Here is a 22,948-nt window from a genome sequence, read left to right as displayed (position 1 = left end):
TTTATTACTAGTGCGTATTTTAACGAACATAATCAAATCTGTCGAAATAATCAGACTTTAAAATACAGTTCAAACATCAAAAATTATTATTTATATCAAGACTAGAAAAACTAATTAAATCTATGTACAGTTTCCAAATAGAAAATAAGTGAATTCACTTATTTACGATAAATTCCCTAAGACTCCTCACCAAGTTTGCCCCTACGGAGCTCATATTTTAGTCGCTTGAAAAAAATGTTACAAATAATAATACTAGTATATATGTCAAACTGAATTTCATGTGATACAATAGTCTTTGTGTTCCATAATTTTTGAATATTTACTTTAATTGAACAAGAGTATGTAATGCACAAAGGGTAGCCAATAGAAGATTACACTCGGAACAAGCTACTTTATTAAGCATTTAAAAAGTTTCATAGGATGCAGTTAGTAGTTCCACTCATCATAACTATCATACTAACTCTATACATTTTTATAGAGTGCTTTTGAAAACTTATTTTAAATTTCCAAATCTACTAAATTATGCCTTTGTAAGCGCCTACAAATAATTGGTGCTCGGCATTAAAAATAACCGTTTTCTCAAACTGCATATTTTAGTAACGAACCTAAAAAAGAACAAGTAGCTTTCCATTCTAGCGAATCAAAAACAACTGATATACTTGTCCCCATTCTTATTTACTGCATATAAAAAATTCGCTTTACAGGAGGATTCGATTATGAATATTGCAAAGTTATTGGAGCAAAACACACGTAAGCACCCTGACAAAATGGCGCTTTATTACAATGAAAGGTCGTACACATACGACGAATTTAATAAGACTGTAAATCGCTTCGCAAATGGATTGATAGATCAAGGCGTTAAAAAAGGTGAAAAGATTGCTTTAATGTTAAAGAACTCCGATTATTTCGCAATTGCTTATTATGCATGCGTTAAGATTGGTACTGTCATCGTTCCAATGAATTTTCGATTAGTCGAACGAGAAATCACATATATTTTGGATCAATCAGATAGCGTCATGGTCATTTCTGATTCCGAATTCGAGGAAGTGGTTGAAGCAGCGCGAATAAATGTTCCCGCAATCCGCCAAGTACTCATAACTGAAAATGCAGTCACTAATGGGAACTTATCTATACAATCTGCTTCATCTGAAAACGATGCTAACCCAGAAATTGAAATCGCTAACACGGATGATCTTCAAATTTTGTATACTTCAGGAACAACCGGTAATCCAAAAGGGACTTTATTTGATCACCAGAGAACCATAAATTCAGTTTTTACAATGACTGGAACGCTTGGCTATACATCGGATGAAAGATTTATTCATATCGCACCGTTATTTCATGCGGCACAGCTAGCTATTTGCTTAGTTTCTGGCTTCTCACTAGGCGGTACACATGTCATCCACCGCGATTTTGATCCTGCTGCAGTTTTCAGAGACATTGAAAAGTTTAAAATTACTAATTTCTTTGCAGTACCTACTATTTACTTAGCGTTGCTTAATTTTAAGGATAAGGACAACTATGACGTTTCCTCCATTAAAAGATTTACGTATGGTGCAGCACCAATGTCCTCCTCTCAAGTTAGCGCATGCATGACTTTTTTCAAGTCACCCAACTTTTACAGCTTGTGCGGTCTAACAGAAGGAGGACCCTCAGGTATTTACTTATCTCCGGAGGACCATAAAACGAAAGTTGGTTCTGCCGGAAAAGATGGATTATTCCTAACAGAATCAAAACTTGTCTTACCAGATGGAAGTATTGCAAAAGCAGGTGAGGTTGGGGAGCTTCTTTTAAGAGGCTTTACGATAATGAAAGAGTACTATAAAAAGCCTAAAGAAACAGCTGATACACTCCGAGATGGTTGGCTATATACAGGCGATTTGGGAATGACAGACGAAGATGGCTTTGTTTATATCGTAGATAGAAGCAAGGATATGATTATCTCTGGCGGAGAAAATGTTTACTCCGTAGAGGTTGAAAACGTATTAAGTGCACACCCACAAATTGCTGATGTCGCAATCATCGGAATGCCGGATACACATTGGGGCGAAGTTGTAACGGCAATAATTGTGCAAAAGCCTGGAGAATTAATTGATACTACAGAATTAGAAAGCTTTTGCAGAAAAAATTTATCTGCATTCAAAATCCCTCGAAAAATACTATTCGAGGACGAGCTTCCTAGGAACGCTTCCGGGAAATTAATGAAATTCAAGTTGCGCGAACAAGTAGCTGCAGTATCTCAGTGAAGTATCTGTTCGAGCCAAAAAACAAATAGATTAGAGGTGTACTCATGTCATGGTGAAAATAGATTCAGTAAGTAAGGACGAACTACAGCTTTTCAAAAAATCAATACAGGCATTCTCTAAAAAGCATTTAGAATCTGACTACTTAAAGTGGGAAAAAGACGGAAATATTCCAAGAGAACTTTGGAATACATTGGGCGAGGAGGGTTTGTTGTGCATTGACATTCCGGAAAAGTATGGTGGAATGGGTGCCCCTTTCACATATTCATCAGCTCTTATAGAGGAGTTTTGTTATTTAAATTACTCAGCTATTTCAACAAACATTTCAGTACACTCGAATATTGTCGCGCATTATTTATTAAATTCAGGAACAGAAGATCAGAAAAACCACTACTTACCCAAGATGGCTACTGGAGAGTTAATAGGCGCGATCGCAATGACTGAACCAAACGCCGGGAGTGACCTTCAAGGCATTAAAACAACAGCTATTTTTGATGAAGAGCAAAATGCTTATATTCTAAATGGATCTAAAACCTTTATCACTAATGGACAACATTGTGATTTTGTCGTAGTCGCTGCCCGAACCGATTTGAATGTTTCCGGTGCAAAAGGAACTACTTTATTTATCGTCGACCTTCCAAGTAAAGGCTTTACGAAAGGAAAAAATTTAGACAAGATTGGCCTACATGCCTGTGACACATCCGAACAATATATGGAGGATGTTGTTGTGCCCGCCGAAAAAGTATTAGGAACTTTGAATCGCGGTTTTGAGATTTTAATGATGGAGCTTTCCAAAGAGCGCCTTATTATAGCCGTTGGTTCTCAGGGAGCAATGGAAGGTATTCTGGAACTTACAATTGACTACGTCAAGGAGAGAGAAGCTTTTGGTAAACCAATTAGCCATTTTCAAAATACCCGTTTCCGAATTGCTGAAATGAAGACAGAAGTTCGTTTGCACCGCACGTTTGTGGATGAATGCATACGTCTTGTTGAACATGGAGAATTGGATACAGAAATGGCATGCATGGCGAAACTTTCGTGTTCGGAAGCCCAAGGTAGAATTACAGATGGTTGCTTGCAACTTTTTGGCGGATACGGATACATGCAAGAATATCCAGTAGCAAGAGCATTTGTTGATGCACGAGTCCAACGTATCTACGGAGGTACATCCGAAATCATGAAAGAAGTTATCGGAAAAAATATATTCGGAAAATGAAATGGGAGTGATCGTGTAGGATATATGACCTTGCCGACTGCCCGCGACTTATCTAGTTGCGGCATCCGAATTAATACAATTGCACCGGATGAAGACGCATCTCTAACACTCTTTATGACAGAGAACGAGTATATCAACGGTAAAGTTATTCGCCTAGATGGAGGCACTCGATTGTCTTCTCGCTAAAAATCAATAAGTTCTTTTCAAAGACTAGTAACAACTAGTTTATTAGATTTCATAGCTTTAAGCTTTAATAAATCTTTCAATCACTTTAGAAAAGCAATTAAATAAATATTACTAATCATATAAGGAGTGGAATAGTAAATGAGAGAAGTCGTAATCGTAGAAGCCGTAAGAACAGCAGTTGGTCGAAGAAAAGGTGCCTTAGCTGAAACAAGACCTGACGAATTAGCGGCAGAGACATTAAACGCACTTGTAAATAAAGTTGGAATTGATCCAGGCCTAGTAGAAGATGTCATTCTAGGCTGTGTAACTCAATCAGGAGAGCAAGCGTCGAATATAGCACGAACATCTTTATTAATCGCTGGCTTCCCTATCCATGTACCCGGTGTAACAATTGATCGCCAATGTGGATCAAGTCAACAGGCTGTTCATTTTGGAGCACAGGCAATTGCATCTGGAGATATGGAAATCGTTATCGCAGGCGGAACGGAAAGCATGACACGTGAACCTATGTTTTCTAACGTAAGAGAAGCAACATTAAGCCCAAAATTGACGGATAAACACGAAATTGTAAACCAAGGTGTTTCAGCCGAGAAAGTTGCAGAGAAATTTAACTTATCTAGAAAAGAGCTCGATGAGTTTTCTGTTCAAAGTCATGAAAGAGCATTTAAAGCAATTGCGAACGGTAATTTCAAAGAGGAAATTGTTCCTGTGACAGTTAGCAAAGATGGTGAAACTATCATCTTCGATCAAGACGAAGGTCCAAGAGAAGGTACTACAATGGAAGTACTCGGAGGATTAAAAACTGTTTTTGACGAAAATGGTGTCATTACAGCAGGTAATGCGAGTCAAATGAGTGATGGTGCATCAGCAGTTTTACTAATGTCAGCAGATAAAGCAAAAGAGTTGGGACTTAAACCTAAAGCTCGCATCATAGCTAGAAGTGTCATTGGATCAGATCCAACTTTGATGTTAACAGGACCAATTGCAGCAACTCAAAAAGTATTGGAAAAAGCAGGCCTGTCAATTGAAGATATGGATACGTATGAAGTAAACGAAGCATTTGCACCTGTGCCATTGGCTTGGTTAAAAGAATTAGGCGCAGATCCAGCAAAGCTCAATGTAGATGGTGGCGCTGTCGCATTGGGACACCCTCTTGGTGCAACAGGTACAAAGTTAATGACCACGTTAATACATCGTCTCCACAGAACAGGTGGCCGTTACGGACTCTTAGCCATCTGTGAAGGAATGGGTATGGCTAACGCTACGATTATAGAAAGATTGGATAACTAAGCTTTCTTCTCGAAGAAACACATCTCCACTTCACCGCAATTGCTCTGGCAATTGCGGTTTTTCCATGCTTGTAAAAATCCCCTAAATCTACTCCACGAAGAGAATCGCAATGATTTCGTCGCTTGCTATGACATTGATTTATAAACAACAAAAGTACCCTTTCACTAAGAAAGGATACTTCTGTTAGTTATGCAGATACTGTTTGGTTTGAATGTCTCTTTGTATAAATTAGTTTGAAGTAACCAAACGTGATTGCCAAACAAACCACTGTAAACCCAGTTAATATTCCATTATTGGCCCACAGGAAAGAAAAATCTCCTGTTGAAATTGATGCCTTAAATGCATGAACAGAATAAGTCATTGGAAGGAATACGTTAAAGATTTGTAACGGTGCTGGAATTAATTCTAAAGGAAATGTTCCTGCACTTGTTGTTAATTGCAAAATTAAAATGAGAATAGCGATAAAGCGTCCAACATCGCTGAAAATCGATACTAGCATTTGAACGAGCGCTATAAATGTATAGCTAGTGAGTATGGCTGTCAAAACAAACAATGGTGTATTGACTGTCTCCATTCCAAGTGCAAATTTGACAATGCCAACCGCTATGAGTGCCTGAAGCAAGCCTACAATCGCTAATACGGATACTTTACTAGCAAACCAACGCAATGCACCTGTCGGCTTAATCGCTGGTTCAACTAGTGGGAATACAATGGATAGAAGTAGCGCACCCACGAATAATCCGAGTGATAAGAAATAAGGAGCAAATCCAGTACCATAGTTTGGTACTTCGTTGATGCTTTCCTTTTCAACATCTACAGGCGCTGCTGCCATTGCATAGGTTTTTTCTGTTGGTTGAATTTCGCTTGCCGTTTCATTTGCCTCTACTAACTTTTCTTTCAGTGTTAATGCACCTTTATCCAGTTCCGCCATTCCATCCGCAAGCGTAGTGGATCCTGTTGCTAACTCTTGAGATTTTGAGGCAAGTGTATCAGTTCCTGATTTAAGAGTTCCCGTTCCTTCTGTCAATGTCGTGAGGCCAGTTGCCAAAATAGATGAGCCTGACTGTGCTTTGTCGATGCCTTCAGCAAGCTGCTGTGCACCAGTTGCTAATGCCGCATTACCTGTGGCAAGACTTTTTGCACCTTCAACAAGTTGAGCTGAAGAATTGTTGAGTGTTTCAAGACCATTAAGTGCTTGGCTATGGGCTTGGGCAAGTTGATTTGCTCCGGAAGAGAGTTCTGAAGTTCCAGAATGCAAAGCTGTTGTTCTCTTGGCTACTTGCTGCATTCCATTTGTTAAATCAGCACTTCCTTGTGCAACCTGATCTAGTGTGGCTTGTAAAACAGCCTGTTGTTCTTCAGGAAGAGATTGAATAATTGGCGCAAGTCCAGCTGCAAGTTGCTCAATCCCCCCACTTAAGTTGGATGATCCTTTTGAAAGTTCCGCAATAGCTAAGCTAATTTCTGATGTTTTTTTATCTAAAGTAGAAAGGGCCACTCCTAACTCTTGTTCTTTTTCTGCTATTTTACTGTAACTAGTTGTTAACTGATTGACAGCTTCTGTATAAGTACTTACGCCTTCATTCAAGGCTGTCGCACCTTTTGAAGCTTCGCTAGCTCCAGAAAGTAACTCGGTAGATCCTGTTGACAAAGCCCCCATGCCAGTATGCAAATCATTGGCGCCTTTTGCAGCCTCACTAGCCCCTGCTAAAAGTTTATCGGATCCATCTGCAAGAGTAATCGTACTCTCAGCTAATGTTATAAGATACCCTTTCAACTCTTCTGAACCGGAAGCTAATTCGCTTGCCCCGTCATGTAATTCTCCCGCACCGTCAGCTGCTTCACCGAATCCATCGCCTAACTCATGTATGGAATCAAATAACTTTTCTGCATAAGTTGAAGCCACATTTTCATTCACTTCTGCACGAATTCGATCCATTGCAGTTTCAGCAATTTGCCCAGACAAGAAATTGAATCCTTCATTTGGTTTATACAAAATCAGGAGTTTTTCTGGGTTATCGTCCAGAAGCGTTGTTGCGTGAGCTGAGAAGTTTTCCGGTATTTCAATAACGACATAATAATCTTGGTTTTTTAACCCTTCCTCTGCTTCACTTAAAGAAGTTTGCACAAATTGAAATTGGTTACCATCTACTAATTTATCCGTTAATTCTTTTCCGAGGGCTAGTTCTTCTCCATCCATTTCCGCCCCTTCATCAAGATTGACGATTGCAACCGGCAATTCACTCATCAATGCATAAGGGTTCCAAAACGCCCATAAAAACATACCTGCATATAGTACTGGAATAAACAAAATGGCGATCATTGGGATCATTATTTTCCTTGACTTGAAAATTCCCTTCCATTCTGCCCATGTCATTGTTTTCTTCATAATTTGTCCTCCTGTAAAACTGGTTGACCATTACACTCAATCAGTCATTTATTTGAATAAAAAGAAGCCTCAAACTAAGAGACTTTTAAAAATGGTCTCACTTAGCAACGCCGCAATTCTTTCCTCACCTAACTCTTCTTCATGGGTACGTCCCCAATCTGAAACGAGGGCAAAATATGCTTTAAACAATAAGTAAGCTACAAGTTCAGTATCACAAGGCTTTAGCTCCCCTGTTTGAATCCCTTTTTTTATCTTCGTTTCAATATAGTCTACGATTTTATTTTCAATTTCTTCAAGTACTTCCCCAACCGCTGGCGTACGAAGTTCCTTTTCTTCATCAATTAACTTGGCATACAATTGGTGGGTATTTCTAAATTTAAGCATTTGCATTAATCTTGCATGTGCATTGCTTTCAAAAGAAGCACCTTCAACAGCTACTTTATCTGCTTCCGCTTTCATCTCACGAATCATTTTTACGACTATTGCATTGAAGAGCTCTTCTTTATTAGCGAAAAACGTATAAATTGTTCCTTTTCCTACATTTGCAATTTTAGCAACTTGATCCATCGTAGTCGCTTTGTATCCAAAGAGCGAAAAGGATTTTGCTGCAGCCTCTAAAATCTCTTGTCTACGGTCCATATCTACACCTCACTTTCTTCAACTTCATGGTTGACTGACTAAATTACGGTATCGGTCATCTAGTCATTATATTACGCTTTGTAACGAAAGTTTGCAAGCTTTTTCTTCCGGAGTCGGGATATCGGCGCGTGCTGGGGGTTTATCGGCGGTATTGGGTCCGTTATCGGCGGTTGTGCGCCGGATATCGGCGCGTCCGTGCCATATATCGGCGCATCACTCACTTTTATCGGCGAACGAGGTCTTTTGGATCACCTTTTACACACGTGAAAACTCTCGAAGTTAGCATTCTCACCGGGTTCCAGATATCGGCGCGTGGATCCGCTTTATCGGCGGTATCGCACCCGTTATCGGCGGTTGTTCACCCTATATCGACGAGTCCGCCCCACATATCGGCGCATCGCCCACTTTTATCGGCGAACGAGGTCTTTTGGATCACCTTTTACACACGTGAAAACTCTCGAAGTTAGCATTCTCACCGGGTTCCAGATATCGGCGCGTGGATCCGCTTTATCGGCGGTATCGCACCCGTTATCGGCGATTGTACGTCGGATATCGGCGCGTCACATGCTTTTATCGGCGAACGAGGTCTTTTGGATCACTTTTTACACATGTGAAAACTCCCGAAGTTAGCATTATCACCGGATCACGGATATCGGCGCGTGGATCCGCTTTATCGGCGGTATCGCACCCGTTATCGGCGGTTGTGCACTGGATATCGGCGGGTCTCCCCCACATATCGGCGCATCACTCACTTTTATCGGCGAACACACACTTTAGCCCTACCAAATCACACCAAAAAAACTCCTAAAGTCAAACTCACTTCAGAAGTTTTTAGCTAAATTACTGTGGATTTGGCGTAACGACACCCTCTTCAAACGGCTGAACGATCACAAAACCTTCCCCAGTGAACTCCATTTGAATGGATTCGCCACTTCCCCTGCCTAAAAATGTTCGGAAACTTATATCCGTTCGAAATTCGGGTTGTAGGTTTCCTGACCAAGCAACGGTTGCGTTCGGGTCTGTAATAATCGACTCACCCGGACGTACAAGTAAAGTTAGCGGCTCATAATGAGATGTAATCGCCACTTTTCCTTTACCTTGTAGTGTTACATTGAATAATCCACCCGACACCATGCCTGCCATTTTTCTCATTAATTTAATGTCCCACTCAATACTGGGCTCAAATGCAAGAAGGTCATTTCCGTTCACAGTAATTGACTCATGATTTAAATCAAAAATAGTAATTTTCTTTCCTTGGTCAGCTAAATACAAGCGGCCGTTCCCACTTGCTTTCATTAAAGAAGTGCCTTCACCTGTAAATGCTTTTTTAAACATTTGTCCTACACCGTGCTCCAATACTCGTTCACGCTCGAACTTAATTCCACCTGTATATGAAATCATTGAACCCGTTTTTGCCCATACGTGACCAGCCAAATTTACTTCCAGAATTCTTGGTGTTTCCAACTCGAAATACTCGTTCTCCCGATCATCTTGTTTCGTCTGTTGAATGAACTCCTTAATGGTGTATTTACTCATCTAGACAACTCCCTTTCTGACAAGCCTATTTCCTATACATACGTATGTGAGAAGCAATGGTTTCATGAAAATTAATTACTTCGCTTCTAGAGGTTCTGAAATTTTCCCCATGAATAGAATCGCATTCGTCTGCTCATCTGTAATCACCAAAAAGAATGGGCGATTTACTTCCATATGAAAAGGAGGATTCGCTGGCGCAGACTCTGTAACTACTTCTACGGATGTAACTGCCGCGGCTTCCGTTCCTTTTTCATTCACATCAATAAAGGTCTTTTGTTTCACTTTACTAATCCAGAGAGGAACATCCTCATCAATCATTTTTGTGAATACCGCCTCACGGTCAAAAGCAGATGGCATTCCAAGTGTTTTAAGTGTCTCATTTAACTCGATTTCATATTCCAACTGAAATTTCGGTAATAAAACGGTTCCTTCTTCTTCGCCAAACGATGCATTCCAGGTTGACCAGTTTTCATTCGTTAAAGTTTTGCTGAATTCATCTAAACTAGATGTTTCCTTCGGTAAATAGATTGTCATACTCATTTCTTTTTCGCCATAAGGCAATTTCACCGCTTGGAATTCTTCATTCTCCAAGTAGTTCAACTTTTTCCGTAACGACATGAGTGGAATCTCTTTCGTCTTTCCGTCCCGCAAATAAAACGAGCGATTTTCTGTTTGTTTTTCATCAAATTCATATGTCCAATCACCCTTGAAATAAATGGCATTCAATAAAATTGCAACAAGATCTGGATCTAACGGTGCTTCTACAATTTCGTCGATTCTCTTATTCGTAGCGTCCTTTACCCAGTCATTGATGCGCGTTACGGAATCGTCCTCATATATATTGATTTCTTGTATTTCTGCATTGTAATAATCCATGTTCTTTTTCGAGAAGTCCTCTTGAAAATGAAAGTTCTCATTAAGCCAAATCGAATTTGCTACACTTAGTTGGATTCCATTCGTGTTCTTCATTAACATCGACATCAAAGATGCATTCGCTTTATTTAATTCTGAGCTATCCATTCCTTCAACTTCGAGCACCTTCGAAATCTCTTCTTTCGTAACCCCATCTGCACCGTTATAAACCATCGACAATGCCATGAAGGCACTTGTTGGAGAAATGAATGCGTTGTGATGCTCGTCCACTTCGATTTCTTTCATTAGATGAAAACCGAGTTCGTTATTGGCAGCTGTGACCTTTTCATAGTCTTTCTCGCCAAAATCTACGTCAGTAGAAACCCACGTGTTTTCAGTCTTCATTTTTGTTCCGCAAGCGGGTAAATTGAAAAGCAAGAGAGCTAATCCTATAGATAAAAATATTTTCTTAGACATAGATAGTCCCCCTTTCGTTGAATTTGACTGAAAACACGTAAAATAGTTACATGTTTCATAGAAAACACCCCTTCGGAATTTTCATCCAAAGAAGTGCTGTTAGTTCAAACCAATCTATTCGATGTTTTCTTAACCTCTTGAATAGCGACTCCACGCTTTTTCATCTCTTCTATATAATGTGCTCCAGGAACAATTTTTTCTGGTGGATAAACCCCTCGTTTATGAATCGTTCCATTTCCAATCATCTGCGCTACAACAGAAACGGTATTTGCAGTTGCGCGCGCCATGGCTGTTTCATTTACAGTTAGATCTTTTTCAGTAATCAGCTCATACTCATACGTAATCGGAGAGCCATCCTTTTCCCCGCTCACAATCACTCTTAAAAGAACCGCATCCGATTTTTTACCCAGTCGAAGCTTCGCTGATAAATGTTCGCGCATAACATCACGCACTTTAATAGCTCTACCGTTAATCATCACAACATTTTCACGCGATAACAACCCTAAATCGACAAGAAGTTGGAACTTCTCTGCGTGCCCTTTATAACGAATTGTTTTATACTCTAGGGTATCGACTTTCGGGAATGATTCTGTCAATGTGGATGTTCCGCCTGATGTATGAAACGCTTCTAATTCTCCAAACTTCTCAAAATGAATATGCTCAATTCCTGATAACGAGGGAATCACTTTCAATTCTCCATTTCGGATGACCTGTGAAGACTCCGTATAATGATCAAAAACACCTTCTAACGAAAATACAACATTATAATTCAGTGGTGGTTCTGGCTCAACCGGAATTCCACCTACATAGAGTTTAATCGAATGTACGTTATCCAATTTACTCGCACCGTAACCAGTAAGTATATTAATCATTCCTGGTGCAACCCCGAGGTCCGGGATAATCGTAACCCCCTTCGCCTTCGCCTTCTCGCAGAATCCAAGTACCGCTTCTGTAGCTCCGCCGATATGTCCACCTAAGTCGATTGAATGGACACCAACCTCTATCGCAGTGCGTGCAACTTTTTCATTAAATGTATAGAAAAGTGCATTGATAACGACATCCCCAAGTGCCATCACATCTGCTAATTGTTGATCGTTTGATGCATCTAAAAGAAGGATATCAAGTTTGTCATTCATCATTTCTTCAGCAAAGTCTTCAGCCTGTCTGATATTTAAATCTGCTAAATACACCTTTTGGACATCGTCGCTTTTCACTAGATCGCGCGCCGTCTCTTTTCCCATTAACCCCGCTCCGAGAACTACAACTTTCATGTCATCATCCCCTTACTAGTTGTTGGTCGATATCTATCTGTCTACGTTGGACGTTGCCATTTGTTGAATTGTTTACATAAGCACAATTTCCACTCTTTACTTTATGTTATGAACTACTGATAAAATTAGTTCGTTTCAATACTTTTTCGACATTCTTTTGACAAACTCCTTTATTGAGCAAGCAAAAGCCTCGCATCGGTTTGTAAACTGGACCGATGCGAGGCTTGTCATTTCAATAGCAATTAAGATTGTTCGTTACACTTCGGGTTGATCGTACGCACCCTCACTTTTCGGTGGCACAACACGTTTAATGAAGAACGTTAAAAGCAAAGCCACAACTGCAACCAAAGTGGAAACAAAGAAGGCAAAATTAATTCCATCGAGCATCGCTAGGCTCCCAAGTTCGTGCTCCAATTGTTTAAGTCCTTCTGCGCTAGTTGGAACATTCCCAGCCGCTTGCGCTTCAGCAAATAAAGTAGTACCCGCTGATTCCATCCGTTTCGTCATAATCGTCAGAAGTAGCGCGGAACCAATCGCCCCCGAAACTTGCTGCAACGTGTTATTCATCGCTGTTCCATGTGGGTTCGAAATCATAGGCAACTGGTTCAATCCATTTGTCATTACAGGCATCATTACCAATGAAATCCCGAGCATTCGAATTGTGTAAAGCATCATTATATAGTAATAACCCGATTCCATATTTAGCTTACTTAAATAAAACGTCGTAATAATCGTCAAAGATAATCCAATGATTGCCATCGCACGCGCACCGTATTTATCAAATAACTTCCCGGTAATCGGTGACATGATTCCCATAAGAATCGCACCCGGAAGCATTAGTATACCGGAATGAAATGGTGAGATTTCACGGACCGTTTGCACATAAAGTGGTGTCAATATCATTGCAGAAAACATTGCAACGGATAACACTATCGATATCGCAGAAGATAAAGCAAACATTGGATGCTTATAAATCCTGAAGTCCAACATCGGCTCTTCCATCCGTAGCTGGCGTACGATGAACGTCACTAGCGCAATCGCACCAATAACAATCGTTCCATAAACAATCGGCGCATCCCAGCCTTTATCACCCGCGGAGCTAAATCCATATAGAAGCCCACCGAAACCAATACTCGACAAAAGAAGTGAGAATACGTCTAACTTCATATCTCGATTTGGTGTAATATTACGCAACTTAAAGATTGAATAAACAAGCGTCATAATCGCAAACGGAAGGACAATGCCAAAAAGCGTTCGCCATGTGTAATGCTCGATTACCCATCCCGAAAGTGTCGGACCAATCGCCGGTGCTGTAAACATTACAAGTCCAAACATGCCCATCGCTGCTCCACGGCGTTCGATTGGAAAGGCCGTCAACATTATGTTCATAAGTAATGGCATCATCATTGCCGATCCAGATGCTTGAACCATACGCGCCCCAACAAGCACGCCAAATGATGGTGCAAGCATTGCAAGAAGCGTACCCATTGTGAAAAGCGACATCGCGGTTATAAACAACCTTCGATTTGTAAACTTTTGAATAAAGAAAGCACTTGCTGGTATTAAAATTCCATTAACAAGCATATATCCCGTAGTCAACCACTGTACTTCAGACGGTTTAACTTTGAACTCATCCATAATCGTCGGCAAAGCGACATTCAATAACGTATTATTTAGAAACGCAACGAACGCACCTATAAACAAGATCGCCAACATGCCATAAGGCGGTTTTTCATGCATTTTTTTAAGATCCATCTATATTCCCCCACTCAAACATTCTAGATAAAAAGAGTCACTTCAATATCTTATACCTATAGTCCAACCTTTTCAACACTTTAATACCAATCATTCAAATCTGTTGATAACAAAGACTTTGAAGCGTACTATATAAATAGACTATGAGTATAAGGATGAATCCCATGATTGAACGAAAACAAAAAGTTTTATTAACAGCACAGCGTCTTTTCATAGAAAAAGGATTCTCAAGAACGTCCGTACAAGAAATTTTAGATGAATCCAACATATCAAAAGGGACATTTTACAATTACTTTTCATCGAAAAACGAATGCCTTGTTGCTATTTTAGAACGTGCAAGAGACGAGGTCACGCTACGACGACGCGAATTACTAATCGGACAAGATATCTCTGATAAGGACATTCTTAGCAAACAAATTCTTGCTCGCATGCAAGTCACACGAGAATATAATTTACTTCCCATATTCGAGAATGCAATTCACTCGGAAGATTCTGATCTAAAGACTTTTGTCAAAAATCAACATCTTGCTGAACTTTCATGGCTAACCCACCGACTTATCGATATTTATGGTGATAGTGGCACACCATATGCCGCTGATTGTGCGGTTTTCGTGTATGGCATGATGCAGCAGATGTTATTGGCATGGAAAATGGACATGCAGGAAATGATTGATTTGACAAAATTGGTTCCGTTTATCATGCGCAGAATCGAAACCATAATCGTTGAAATGATGGACTCACAAGATGCTTTTCTACGGGAGGATCTATTTTGTATCGTGGAAAAGGGTAGTGTGACCAAGCAAGATTTAATTGTGCAACTAAGTGGGTTTTATAATGCCTTGGAAAAAGATGCATCCCTAAGTGGAAAGGAATGCCTGCAATTTTTAATTGAGGAGCTACATTCTGAAAAACCAAGAACTTTCCTACTGGAATCTGTGGTCCTCTCGTTTAGGGAAGCTTTTGTGGAGACGGATTATGAAGTGGAAGCAAAAGGGTATGTTGTGGATATTTTGGGGTATGTTGAAATGTACAAGAAAAAAAGGATAAAGTAAAAGATTAGAAACTTTAAATAGGAATTACTCGTATTGCATAAAGCAAATTTAACTTTACAGGTAATCTTCCTTGTTTTCTGTTAGGAAAATAAAAAGACGTTAGCGAAATTCCATCCCAATCTCTTTAAAAAGGGATTGGGATTTTTTCACCAACGTTATTTATTGTACATCCATACTTTACCTATTAAACCAGATCTTCACATGTTAAATTCACTTAATTCATTTAGATTTAGTACCTTCATTTATTCATGGCTTGCTTCACATGTTCTTCAAATGTATAATCAGTAATTTTCTCCGCATGTTTTGTCATGGCCCCAACAGATACTTCAAAAAGTTTCGCGACCTCAGTCTGAGTCATATCCAACTTGAGGATTCCTAAATAGATACCAGATTGGAACAATCCCGCTGAGACAACATCCGGTTTCCGAAAATTAGGTTGCTCCTTCTGTAAATACATTAGGCCTATGCTTTTCACAGCTTTTTGTTCTTCGGAAGTCGCACTCGTTTCTTCTAGCTTACTAACTAATAAATCGAGCACTGTATTCTGAACTTCGCTTAGTTCTTGTTCAATTACTTCTTCTACAGGCTTGTTATCGACTTCCATTATTAAGCTATAGACGTCCAGCATATGCTCCTTGTAAAATAGTCTACTTTCATTAAGTCCACTATTTTCAGCAAGTGCCACTACTTTACTGATTACCGCTTCGCTTCCCTTACGAATAATCAAGAGCGACGTGACAGGAACAACCCCTTGAGGATGAATCCGAGTATTTGATAAAACAAGGCCAAAGACTACTGTGCCTTTTTCAATTTGCACACCTTCACGTTTCTCTAGAAAGTATGTGCCTTCGCCTAAAATCTCCTCAACTTCTATGAACCCATTTTGAACTTCTTTAACCATACCAAATACAACGATTGGTGTTTGCCACAATTCAGCAACAGCGCGTGTTGCACTACGAATTTTAGTATTAAGCACTCTTAATAAATGCTGTTTCCAGATATCTTCCCTTGCGATAAATAGAAAATATTCACTTACAGCAACGTCAATATCTCCCTCTTCAATAAAACCGGTTAACCTACTTTTCCAGCTCTTCAGATAACCATCAAATTCGGCCACACTGTTTCGATCCGTAGCTTGGTCGTAAACACCTAATAGAATTCGTTCCAGTTCTTCATCTATGATAGTATCAACTGACTTTTCATTCTTACCAGAACAACATCTTTTATACTTCTTTCCGCTCCCGCAAAGACACGGATCATTTCGTCCAATCAATGTATTTCCACCTTCCAAAACTTCACTAGTCCTTTAAATATAACAGAAAACAGAAAGCTTCGCATCGGATTTGGATAAACGATGCGAAGCCCTTACTTTAATACCCTTTTATTCCCAAGTTATTAGATGTAAAATTTACTTTTACAAAATCACCCGCTATGCGCCCCACCACTCAACAACATCCAAATATACCTGGCTTCCATTTCACTTCCAGGCTCAATCGATGCATATCTTGGATAGCTCATCGGCTTCACTTTAAACGTCATCAGATGCATAACGTGGCTATTTGCTTTTTGCGCCAATTGAAGCATCTCAGCTGCGTTTTTGGATTCGCCTGCAGATGCCTCAAACTCCAGTTTCCAATCGAGATACAGATAGGTTGCGTCATGATTCGACCCTTTTTCATATCTTACGAGAATTTTTGCGGCTTCTTCGTAGCGCTTCGCATGAATTAATGACGCGACTCCTTCATACCTTGCACCTTGATTATCGATCGGATTCATTTTCAATAAATCCAAATACATTGAAGCCGCCTCATCGTACTCACCATGAGTAAACAAATGCACACCATATGCAAAAGCCGCACGCATGAAGGGTCGATTCGGAATGTTTTGCCAAGGCTCTTCGCCGGGTTCAAAGAGTCTACTTGCATTACGAATTGCTTTTTCGTAATACTCGACAGAGTTCGTAGAGTCCTTCAGCGTTTCCGCTTGCAAGAGCAAAACATCTGAGTTTTCAGGTCCTAGTTCAGCTGCACTTTTCGCTAGTTTCCGGCGTGTTTCTTCCGCTTCTGCTAAATATGCTTCATATGCAAGTAGCTGTGCACGCCCCTCACCAATTCCCGGCTTTCTTTCAGGTTGAACAACGCCACCTGTCGTCATAGATGTTTCCCATAACGCTTTTTCGGTCGGCCGTGGATCTGTCCCTATTTCGTATAAGCGTTCAGCAAGGGGTTCTTCTCCACTATCCATCATTTGTGAATAAAGTGAAGTTAGCTGTTCAACATACATTTGCATGGCCATTTTTGAATTGAGTAATTTCTCGATTATCTCATCTTCTCGTTCTAGCCCTTGAACTGTACCAATATTGATACCTGTCTGTACAGCAGCTGCCAAATAATCCCCCTCAACCGGTACATCTTTATTGTCATTCAAAAAGTAAGCAACGGATAACTTATGCATGATTTCCCTTGAATCTGAAGTTTGATTTAAATCTCTAAGTGTAGAATCAAGTGCTTCGAGTGCCTGGAGTTGAGACGGTTGAAGTACTTCTTCAACTAGCTCATTCATAGACGCCATACTTCGTTTAATTAGCAACTCATAGATGTCGAGGATATGTTCATGAATAAAGGTTTCCACTGATTTATCGCCAGCTGCGTCTCTCAATTCAATCAAGGATTTCTTAGTCTGCTTACTCCATTTTGCTAGGAAGAGCATAGAAGAAATTGGTGCGATTCCATCTTCGACTTTTCTAGGGTCGGTCAAAACCACTCCAAACATCAATGTACCAATGTCTGCCGGCATGCCTTCATTACGTGTTACTTCGTATTCATTCTCACCAAAGAGCTCGCGGACCTTCATTCGTTCGGATCCAACTTCTATTATTTCTGCAAGCAATACAAATGGATCGTGCCATTGCTTAAGCACTTTAATTGTGGCCTCACGGGTTACACTTTCGAGCTGTTTTTCAAGATATGTATGCCAACTTTTCTTATTCTGAATGAATAAGTAATACTCACTAGAAGCCTCTTCGATATCTTGTTTTTCCCAGCTCCCTGTTAAACGATTTACCCACGTTCGCATTAGGAGCACCATTTCATTACGATCCTCATCTTTAGGGTAATTATCAAAGTAACCAGTCAACACTCGGTCGAGCTCTTCATTTACTATCATTTCTATAAGGTTTGAACTTTTTGAACCACAACACTTTTTATATTTTTTTCCGCTTCCACAAGTACACGGATCATTTCTACCAATCATTTGCTCTCCCCCTTTCTATTTATCATAACAGATAAATAGAAATTTTCTTTCAAGTGTGCAATTAAGGATTGGTTCAGTCTTTGTTACTCGTTTTCGGTTCCATAGTATCCATCCACTAAAGCGACTGTTTTTCTCCATCGCTCCCTTAAACCTTCTCTAGCTTTGGAATCCATTTTAGGGTGAACAGTTTTTCGGATTGAATCGTCTTTATATAAGTCTTTTGTTTCCCACCATCCAACGGCTTCACCAAGTAAGAATGCAACACCTATCGCGGTCGATTCGTTACTCTCTGGAATAACAATCGGAATCCCCAACAAATCTGCTTGAAATTGCATCAAATAATCGTTGTCGATTAAACCTCCATCGACTTTCAATGAAGTGATCGTTGTATTTGTTTCTTCTGAAAGTATCTCTATCGTATCTGCTACCCTATGTGCAATTCCTTCTAAAATAGCTCGGGCCAAATCTTCTTTTGAAGTGCTGTACGACATACCCATCCAGACTCCTTTTGCTTTCGTGTTCCAGTACGGTGTTCCTAGTCCACCTAATGAAGGAACAAATAGGAGACTTTGATCAAGTTCCGCATCGTTTAGATTCCAGTTTTTAGACCAACCATTCAGTTCGTCAATACTTTCAAATAAACCGACCTTTTCCATAGCCCAATTCACAGATGAACCTGCTGAATAAACCGCTCCATCCACCGCAAAGGTTGTCTCCCCTTCTTTCTCCCAAACTATCGAAGTCAAAGTGTTTGAGTCTTTTAAAACCGGTCGATTATTCCCCACGTTTACATAAGCAAAGCATCCCGTTCCATATGTACATTTCGACTCCCCCTCATCTATACATAAATGTCCGAATAGAGAGGCTGGCTGATCGACAATACTCACTTGAATTGGAGCTTTGATTCCCAAAAAAGTTGCAGGATCACTTTCACCAAAATCACCAACAGTCGGAGAAATAGTAGGCAGCCAATGTTTGTTTATGCCTAAGTAATCAAGAATCTCCTCGTCCCATTTCTTATCATTTATATTATATAAAAGCGTTCTAGATGCTGTTGAAGAATCGGTTTTAAACGTCTGTCCACCTGTCATCTTCCAAATTAGCCATGTGTCTAGCGTTCCAAACAGAAGTGTATTTTCTTGAATCGACTTCTTTACTTTTTCCGAGTTTTCCATATACCACTTTATTTTGGACGCGGAAAAATACGAATCAATTTTCAAACCCGTCTTCTTATGAACACGTTCGTTCCAATCTCCATCAAGTTTCCAGTTCGCTGCAATTTCATGCGAACGCGTACAAGACCATACGATAGCTTTTTCAATTGGAGCTTTTGTTGTTTTATTCCAACATGTTACCGTTTCTCCTTGATTCGCAATGCCAATCGATTTAATACTTTTCGGATTCAATTGAAATTCTTCAAGAATGCTTTTAACACAGTTTTTAACCTTCTCCCATATTTCCATTGAATCATGCTCAACCCAACCAGTTTTCGGATGAAATTGAGTATGTTTTTCATAGGCTGTTGCTATGATTTTTGAGTTTTTATCCACCAAGAGAACTTTAGTTCCTGTCGTGCCTTGATCGATAGCAAGTAAATATTCCTCAGTCACAATGTCACCCCTTTTTTCAATCAGTATCTTCTATATAATATCTACATTTACTTTTAATTTCTTTATACTTTCAAGAATGTCCAAAGGAGACTTCTTATCTGTGATCAACGCAGTCAGATCCTTTATTTCACAAACTTGAGTAAAAGCTCGTACTCCAAACTTTGAGAAATCTGCAAGTGCGATTACTTCAGTAGAGTTCTCAATCATAATTGCTCTTAACTCCGACTCATGCACATGATAATCCGTTATTCCGGAGTCGATTGATAAACCGCCAACTCCAATAAAGGATTTATCGACGTACAGATGTTTAATACCTTTTGTAGAAATCGGCCCCGACAACGACATTTCTCCTGCTCGAATTTCACCGCCACTTAAAATAACTTTCGTGCCTTCAATCTTTGTAAATTCCACCGCATGCAATAAACCATTTGTTACGACGGTCAGATTCTTTTTCCCTTGAAGATAGTTAACCATCATTAACGTCGTTGTCCCAATATCGATATAGAGCGAGTCTCCATCCTCAACTAAATCAGCTGCCCTTTTCGCTATCGCCTCTTTTTCTTCAAGGTGTAATTGACTCCTTTTTAAATAAGGTGGCTCAACATTCGTTTTTGTTAAAATAGCACCACCATGCACCTTCTTCAGCAGTCCTTCTTCTTCCAACTCTTGCAAATCTCTCCGAATTGTTTCTCTGGTAACATTAAATTTCTTGCTTAAATCAACTGTTTTAATTGATTTTTTTCGATTAAGTTCTTTCATAATTTGTTCATGTCTTTCATCCTGAAACATATTCTGATCTCCTCAGTTAGTTATTCAGCAAAAAGAGATTTTGCATATTATCCGCCAATTCTTTTGCACTTTTTAATTGTTCTCCACATCTCAATTCAACTTTTCATAAACTTTTTCAGACAGGTTTCTTGCTAGATCAATTGAGTTCGTATGGTCGTCATTCCCCAATACAGTACAACTTCCTACTGCATATATGTTCGGTATATTTGTTAACCCCTCATGGGTAACTTCAATTTCATAACTTTGATTTGTATGAATTGGGGTCCCTTTTAAAAAGAAAGTACCCGCGATTCTACCCTTTTTATAAACTAAAGCATCACATTTGAATTCGCTTTTTTCATTTGTAATGACATTCCTCACTCGAACATTTTCAACTTTACTAACCCCTTGAATTTCCTCGAGTACATAGTCTTTGGTTAAAACAATGCAATTAACTCCCAATTCTTTTAATCGATCCACTAGACTGGTTGTAATTCTCCCATTCTCAAAGATGACCACGTTTTGCCCTATTATAAATTTTCTTTGTAACAGACTAACTGCCAAATAAGGTGTCAGGATTCCAGCGGGTCTAGTTCCCGATATCATATGAGGTTCTCTAGATTTCTCTAGAGCTCCAGTAGCAATTATTACTTTTTTCGCTTCTATTACCACTTTACCATTTGCTCCTTGAACATAGATATGATGGTTCCCATTATCTAAACCTGATGGGAATAAGCCCACGACCGTGCTATTCGTCCAAATAGGGTAGTTGAGTTGTTTCGACATTTCAACTAGCTTTCGTTCTTCTTCAAAGCTTTGATGGTCATGATAATTTCTAGTAAACCCACCGCTTGTATTTTGGTATTCCAGAATTAATACATGATCAATACCTTTTTTCGACAATTCCAGTGCGGCTGATAAACCTGATATTCCTGCGCCAATTATTACAACGTTATATGTCATATACGTTCTCTCCTTTTATTATTCAAGTAGGAGCCTTGAAGTCCTTTTTCAATATTTTCGGAAACGATTTGGTTTGCATTCATAAGATCAATGATTGATGGTATACAGTAATTCCCCTGACATTGCCCTAATAGTGCTCCAGTTCTTCTTTTCACAGCATCCAGTGTCATTGCAGGAACTGGGCGATTTAGAGCCTCAACAATTTCTCTTTTCGTTACTGATCTACAAAGACATATTATTTCCCCATTGTCTTCATTCTCATCAACTAGTTTAGGAAGTTCTTTCTCATAGTCATTTTTCTCAATGCATTCGAGTCCTGAATTTTGGAGCTGCTCAATTACAAGTTTTGCAATTCCCAGCGAGGCCGACAATCCAGTAGACCTAATTCCTGCCGCGTGTATAAAATTCTTATGCGCCGTGGCGGGTCGAATGATAAAATCTCCCTCACTACAGACTGCCCTTACACCTGCAAACTGGCGAATGCTTGGATACTCTGATACTTCTGGAACTAGTTTTTCGCATTGCTCTTGAATAAATTGAAAGCCGTTTTGATTTGTAGAACGATCCCATTTATCCATTTGTTCTTCTGCAGTAGGACCAAGTAAAAAGCCACCGAATACTGCAGGTGACACGAGCGCACCTTTTGACTTTTCAGTCGGAACAGGCAGGATAACTTGCGAAATCTTTACTTCCTCCTCAGTTAAAATAAACTGACCTTTTCGAGGAGTAATTTCAAAACTATCATCTCCTACTAGTCTTGCAATGTCATCGGACCATAAACCTGCCGCATTAATAATATAATCCGCATATATTGTTCTTCCGTTTTCACTCATTATTTCAAATGAACCCTCTTCTAATGGTGTAATATCTGTTACACCAGCGTTAAGTATTACCTCACTTCCATTCAGTACCGCAACTTCTGCAAAAGATCTTGTCGCCCAAAATGGATCCGCGATTGCTTCTTCTGGAATAACAAGGCCACCCAATGCATTTTCATTCACTCCAGGATTCATCTCTAGTAGTTCTTCTTTCTCGCACCAATTTACTTTTACACCATTCAATGCTGCGTTCGGAATATATTTTTCTCTAATTATTCTCTTTTCCTCTTCCGTCATAGCCACCATTACTGCACCGCATGGAATGAAAGGTATTTTAAGATCCTGGACAACCTTCGGCCACTCTGTTCGCGCCAATTCCAAACACTTAGCTTCTATAGAGTTAGGCGGTGCATCAAAACCCGTATGAATAATCCCGCTATTTGCCTTACTCGTTCCTTCACATACATCTGGTTGTTTTTCAAGCAAGATTCCATTCAATTTATATTTCGATAATTCTCTTAAAATAGCAGTACCTACAACCCCGCCACCTATAACTACAATATTTTTAATATGCAATATGTGTCACTTCCTTCTGCGAAATGTTTGTTTACGTGGTAATGCTTTGCATTTC

General features: G+C 39.7%; 16 protein-coding genes. 4 read left to right on the top strand and 12 right to left on the bottom strand.

Annotation, left to right across the window (positions count from 1 at the left end):
- Positions 1–716 precede the first annotated feature (716 nt).
- The 3 genes from ACXYMX_RS03115 (at position 717) to ACXYMX_RS03105 (ending at position 4,935) form a co-directional block, all read left to right on the top strand.
- Positions 717–2,246, top strand: a complete 1,530-nt coding sequence (locus ACXYMX_RS03115) for a long-chain-fatty-acid--CoA ligase (RefSeq protein ID WP_459042770.1) — start codon at positions 717–719, stop codon at positions 2,244–2,246.
- Positions 2,247–2,295: 49 nt separating this feature from the next.
- The gene (locus tag ACXYMX_RS03110; protein ID WP_459042769.1) at positions 2,296–3,459 is read left to right on the top strand and encodes an acyl-CoA dehydrogenase family protein; all 1,164 of its coding nucleotides are present in this window, start codon (positions 2,296–2,298) and stop codon (positions 3,457–3,459) included.
- Between the two features lie 324 nt (positions 3,460–3,783).
- A complete protein-coding gene (locus ACXYMX_RS03105; protein WP_459042768.1) occupies positions 3,784–4,935 on the top strand; it encodes a thiolase family protein in 1,152 nt (383 codons plus the stop codon).
- A 187-nt stretch (positions 4,936–5,122) separates the two neighbouring features.
- On the opposite strand, the gene ACXYMX_RS03100 is transcribed toward ACXYMX_RS03105, so the two are convergent.
- The 6 genes from ACXYMX_RS03100 to ACXYMX_RS03075 form a co-directional block, all read right to left on the bottom strand.
- On the bottom strand, positions 5,123–7,324 hold the full coding sequence (locus ACXYMX_RS03100) for a YhgE/Pip family protein (protein WP_459042767.1): 2,202 nt from the start codon (positions 7,322–7,324) through the stop codon (positions 5,123–5,125).
- A 69-nt stretch (positions 7,325–7,393) separates the two neighbouring features.
- Positions 7,394–7,963 (bottom strand): TetR/AcrR family transcriptional regulator, encoded by a 570-nt coding sequence (locus ACXYMX_RS03095; protein WP_459042766.1) that lies wholly within the window; start codon positions 7,961–7,963, stop codon positions 7,394–7,396.
- A gap of 840 nt (positions 7,964–8,803) precedes the next feature.
- On the bottom strand, positions 8,804–9,499 hold the full coding sequence (locus ACXYMX_RS03090) for an AIM24 family protein (RefSeq protein ID WP_459042765.1): 696 nt from the start codon (positions 9,497–9,499) through the stop codon (positions 8,804–8,806).
- A gap of 75 nt (positions 9,500–9,574) precedes the next feature.
- Entirely contained in the window at positions 9,575–10,828 is a 1,254-nt protein-coding gene (locus ACXYMX_RS03085; RefSeq protein ID WP_459042764.1) for a serpin family protein, read from the bottom strand.
- Between the two features lie 104 nt (positions 10,829–10,932).
- Positions 10,933–12,099 (bottom strand): saccharopine dehydrogenase family protein, encoded by a 1,167-nt coding sequence (locus ACXYMX_RS03080; RefSeq protein WP_459042763.1) that lies wholly within the window; start codon positions 12,097–12,099, stop codon positions 10,933–10,935.
- 255 nt (positions 12,100–12,354) lie between these two features.
- Positions 12,355–13,854, bottom strand: a complete 1,500-nt coding sequence (locus ACXYMX_RS03075; RefSeq protein WP_459042762.1) for a DHA2 family efflux MFS transporter permease subunit — start codon at positions 13,852–13,854, stop codon at positions 12,355–12,357.
- A gap of 164 nt (positions 13,855–14,018) precedes the next feature.
- On the opposite strand from ACXYMX_RS03075, the gene ACXYMX_RS03070 reads away from it, so the two are divergent.
- A complete protein-coding gene (locus ACXYMX_RS03070; RefSeq protein ID WP_459042761.1) occupies positions 14,019–14,906 on the top strand; it encodes a TetR/AcrR family transcriptional regulator in 888 nt (295 codons plus the stop codon).
- Positions 14,907–15,144: 238 nt separating this feature from the next.
- On the opposite strand, the gene ACXYMX_RS03065 is transcribed toward ACXYMX_RS03070, so the two are convergent.
- The 6 genes from ACXYMX_RS03065 to ACXYMX_RS03040 form a co-directional block, all read right to left on the bottom strand.
- The gene (locus tag ACXYMX_RS03065) at positions 15,145–16,179 is read right to left on the bottom strand and encodes a YecA family protein (RefSeq protein WP_459042760.1); all 1,035 of its coding nucleotides are present in this window, start codon (positions 16,177–16,179) and stop codon (positions 15,145–15,147) included.
- A 149-nt stretch (positions 16,180–16,328) separates the two neighbouring features.
- Complete coding sequence (locus tag ACXYMX_RS03060) at positions 16,329–18,158, bottom strand: SEC-C metal-binding domain-containing protein (RefSeq protein ID WP_459042759.1); 1,830 nt, start codon at positions 18,156–18,158, stop codon at positions 16,329–16,331.
- Positions 18,159–18,241: 83 nt separating this feature from the next.
- The gene (locus tag ACXYMX_RS03055; RefSeq protein WP_459042758.1) at positions 18,242–19,768 is read right to left on the bottom strand and encodes an FGGY family carbohydrate kinase; all 1,527 of its coding nucleotides are present in this window, start codon (positions 19,766–19,768) and stop codon (positions 18,242–18,244) included.
- A 30-nt stretch (positions 19,769–19,798) separates the two neighbouring features.
- The gene (locus ACXYMX_RS03050; RefSeq protein ID WP_459042757.1) at positions 19,799–20,557 is read right to left on the bottom strand and encodes a DeoR/GlpR family DNA-binding transcription regulator; all 759 of its coding nucleotides are present in this window, start codon (positions 20,555–20,557) and stop codon (positions 19,799–19,801) included.
- 90 nt (positions 20,558–20,647) lie between these two features.
- Complete coding sequence (locus tag ACXYMX_RS03045; RefSeq protein WP_459042756.1) at positions 20,648–21,499, bottom strand: NAD(P)/FAD-dependent oxidoreductase; 852 nt, start codon at positions 21,497–21,499, stop codon at positions 20,648–20,650.
- A complete protein-coding gene (locus ACXYMX_RS03040) occupies positions 21,496–22,893 on the bottom strand; it encodes an FAD-dependent oxidoreductase (protein ID WP_459042755.1) in 1,398 nt (465 codons plus the stop codon). Before ACXYMX_RS03040 ends, ACXYMX_RS03045 begins: the two co-directional genes overlap by 4 nt.
- Positions 22,894–22,948: the final 55 nt, after the last annotated feature.

The organism is Sporosarcina sp. CAU 1771 (assembly GCF_054482775.1).
Note: the sequence above shows the minus strand (reverse complement) of the source record. Positions and strands in the feature narration are given on the sequence as shown.

Coding starts and splice junctions, on each gene's coding strand:
- ACXYMX_RS03060 (WP_459042759.1), bottom strand. CDS start 18,158: ATGATTGGTAGAAATGATCCGTGTACTTGTGGAAGCGGAAAAAAATAT.
- ACXYMX_RS03080 (WP_459042763.1), bottom strand. CDS start 12,099: ATGAAAGTTGTAGTTCTCGGAGCGGGGTTAATGGGAAAAGAGACGGCG.
- ACXYMX_RS03095 (WP_459042766.1), bottom strand. CDS start 7,963: ATGGACCGTAGACAAGAGATTTTAGAGGCTGCAGCAAAATCCTTTTCG.
- ACXYMX_RS03105 (WP_459042768.1), top strand. CDS start 3,784: ATGAGAGAAGTCGTAATCGTAGAAGCCGTAAGAACAGCAGTTGGTCGA.
- ACXYMX_RS03110 (WP_459042769.1), top strand. CDS start 2,296: ATGGTGAAAATAGATTCAGTAAGTAAGGACGAACTACAGCTTTTCAAA.
- ACXYMX_RS03115 (WP_459042770.1), top strand. CDS start 717: ATGAATATTGCAAAGTTATTGGAGCAAAACACACGTAAGCACCCTGAC.
- ACXYMX_RS03070 (WP_459042761.1), top strand. CDS start 14,019: ATGATTGAACGAAAACAAAAAGTTTTATTAACAGCACAGCGTCTTTTC.
- ACXYMX_RS03085 (WP_459042764.1), bottom strand. CDS start 10,828: ATGTCTAAGAAAATATTTTTATCTATAGGATTAGCTCTCTTGCTTTTC.
- ACXYMX_RS03075 (WP_459042762.1), bottom strand. CDS start 13,854: ATGGATCTTAAAAAAATGCATGAAAAACCGCCTTATGGCATGTTGGCG.
- ACXYMX_RS03090 (WP_459042765.1), bottom strand. CDS start 9,499: ATGAGTAAATACACCATTAAGGAGTTCATTCAACAGACGAAACAAGAT.
- ACXYMX_RS03100 (WP_459042767.1), bottom strand. CDS start 7,324: ATGAAGAAAACAATGACATGGGCAGAATGGAAGGGAATTTTCAAGTCA.
- ACXYMX_RS03050 (WP_459042757.1), bottom strand. CDS start 20,557: ATGTTTCAGGATGAAAGACATGAACAAATTATGAAAGAACTTAATCGA.
- ACXYMX_RS03045 (WP_459042756.1), bottom strand. CDS start 21,499: ATGACATATAACGTTGTAATAATTGGCGCAGGAATATCAGGTTTATCA.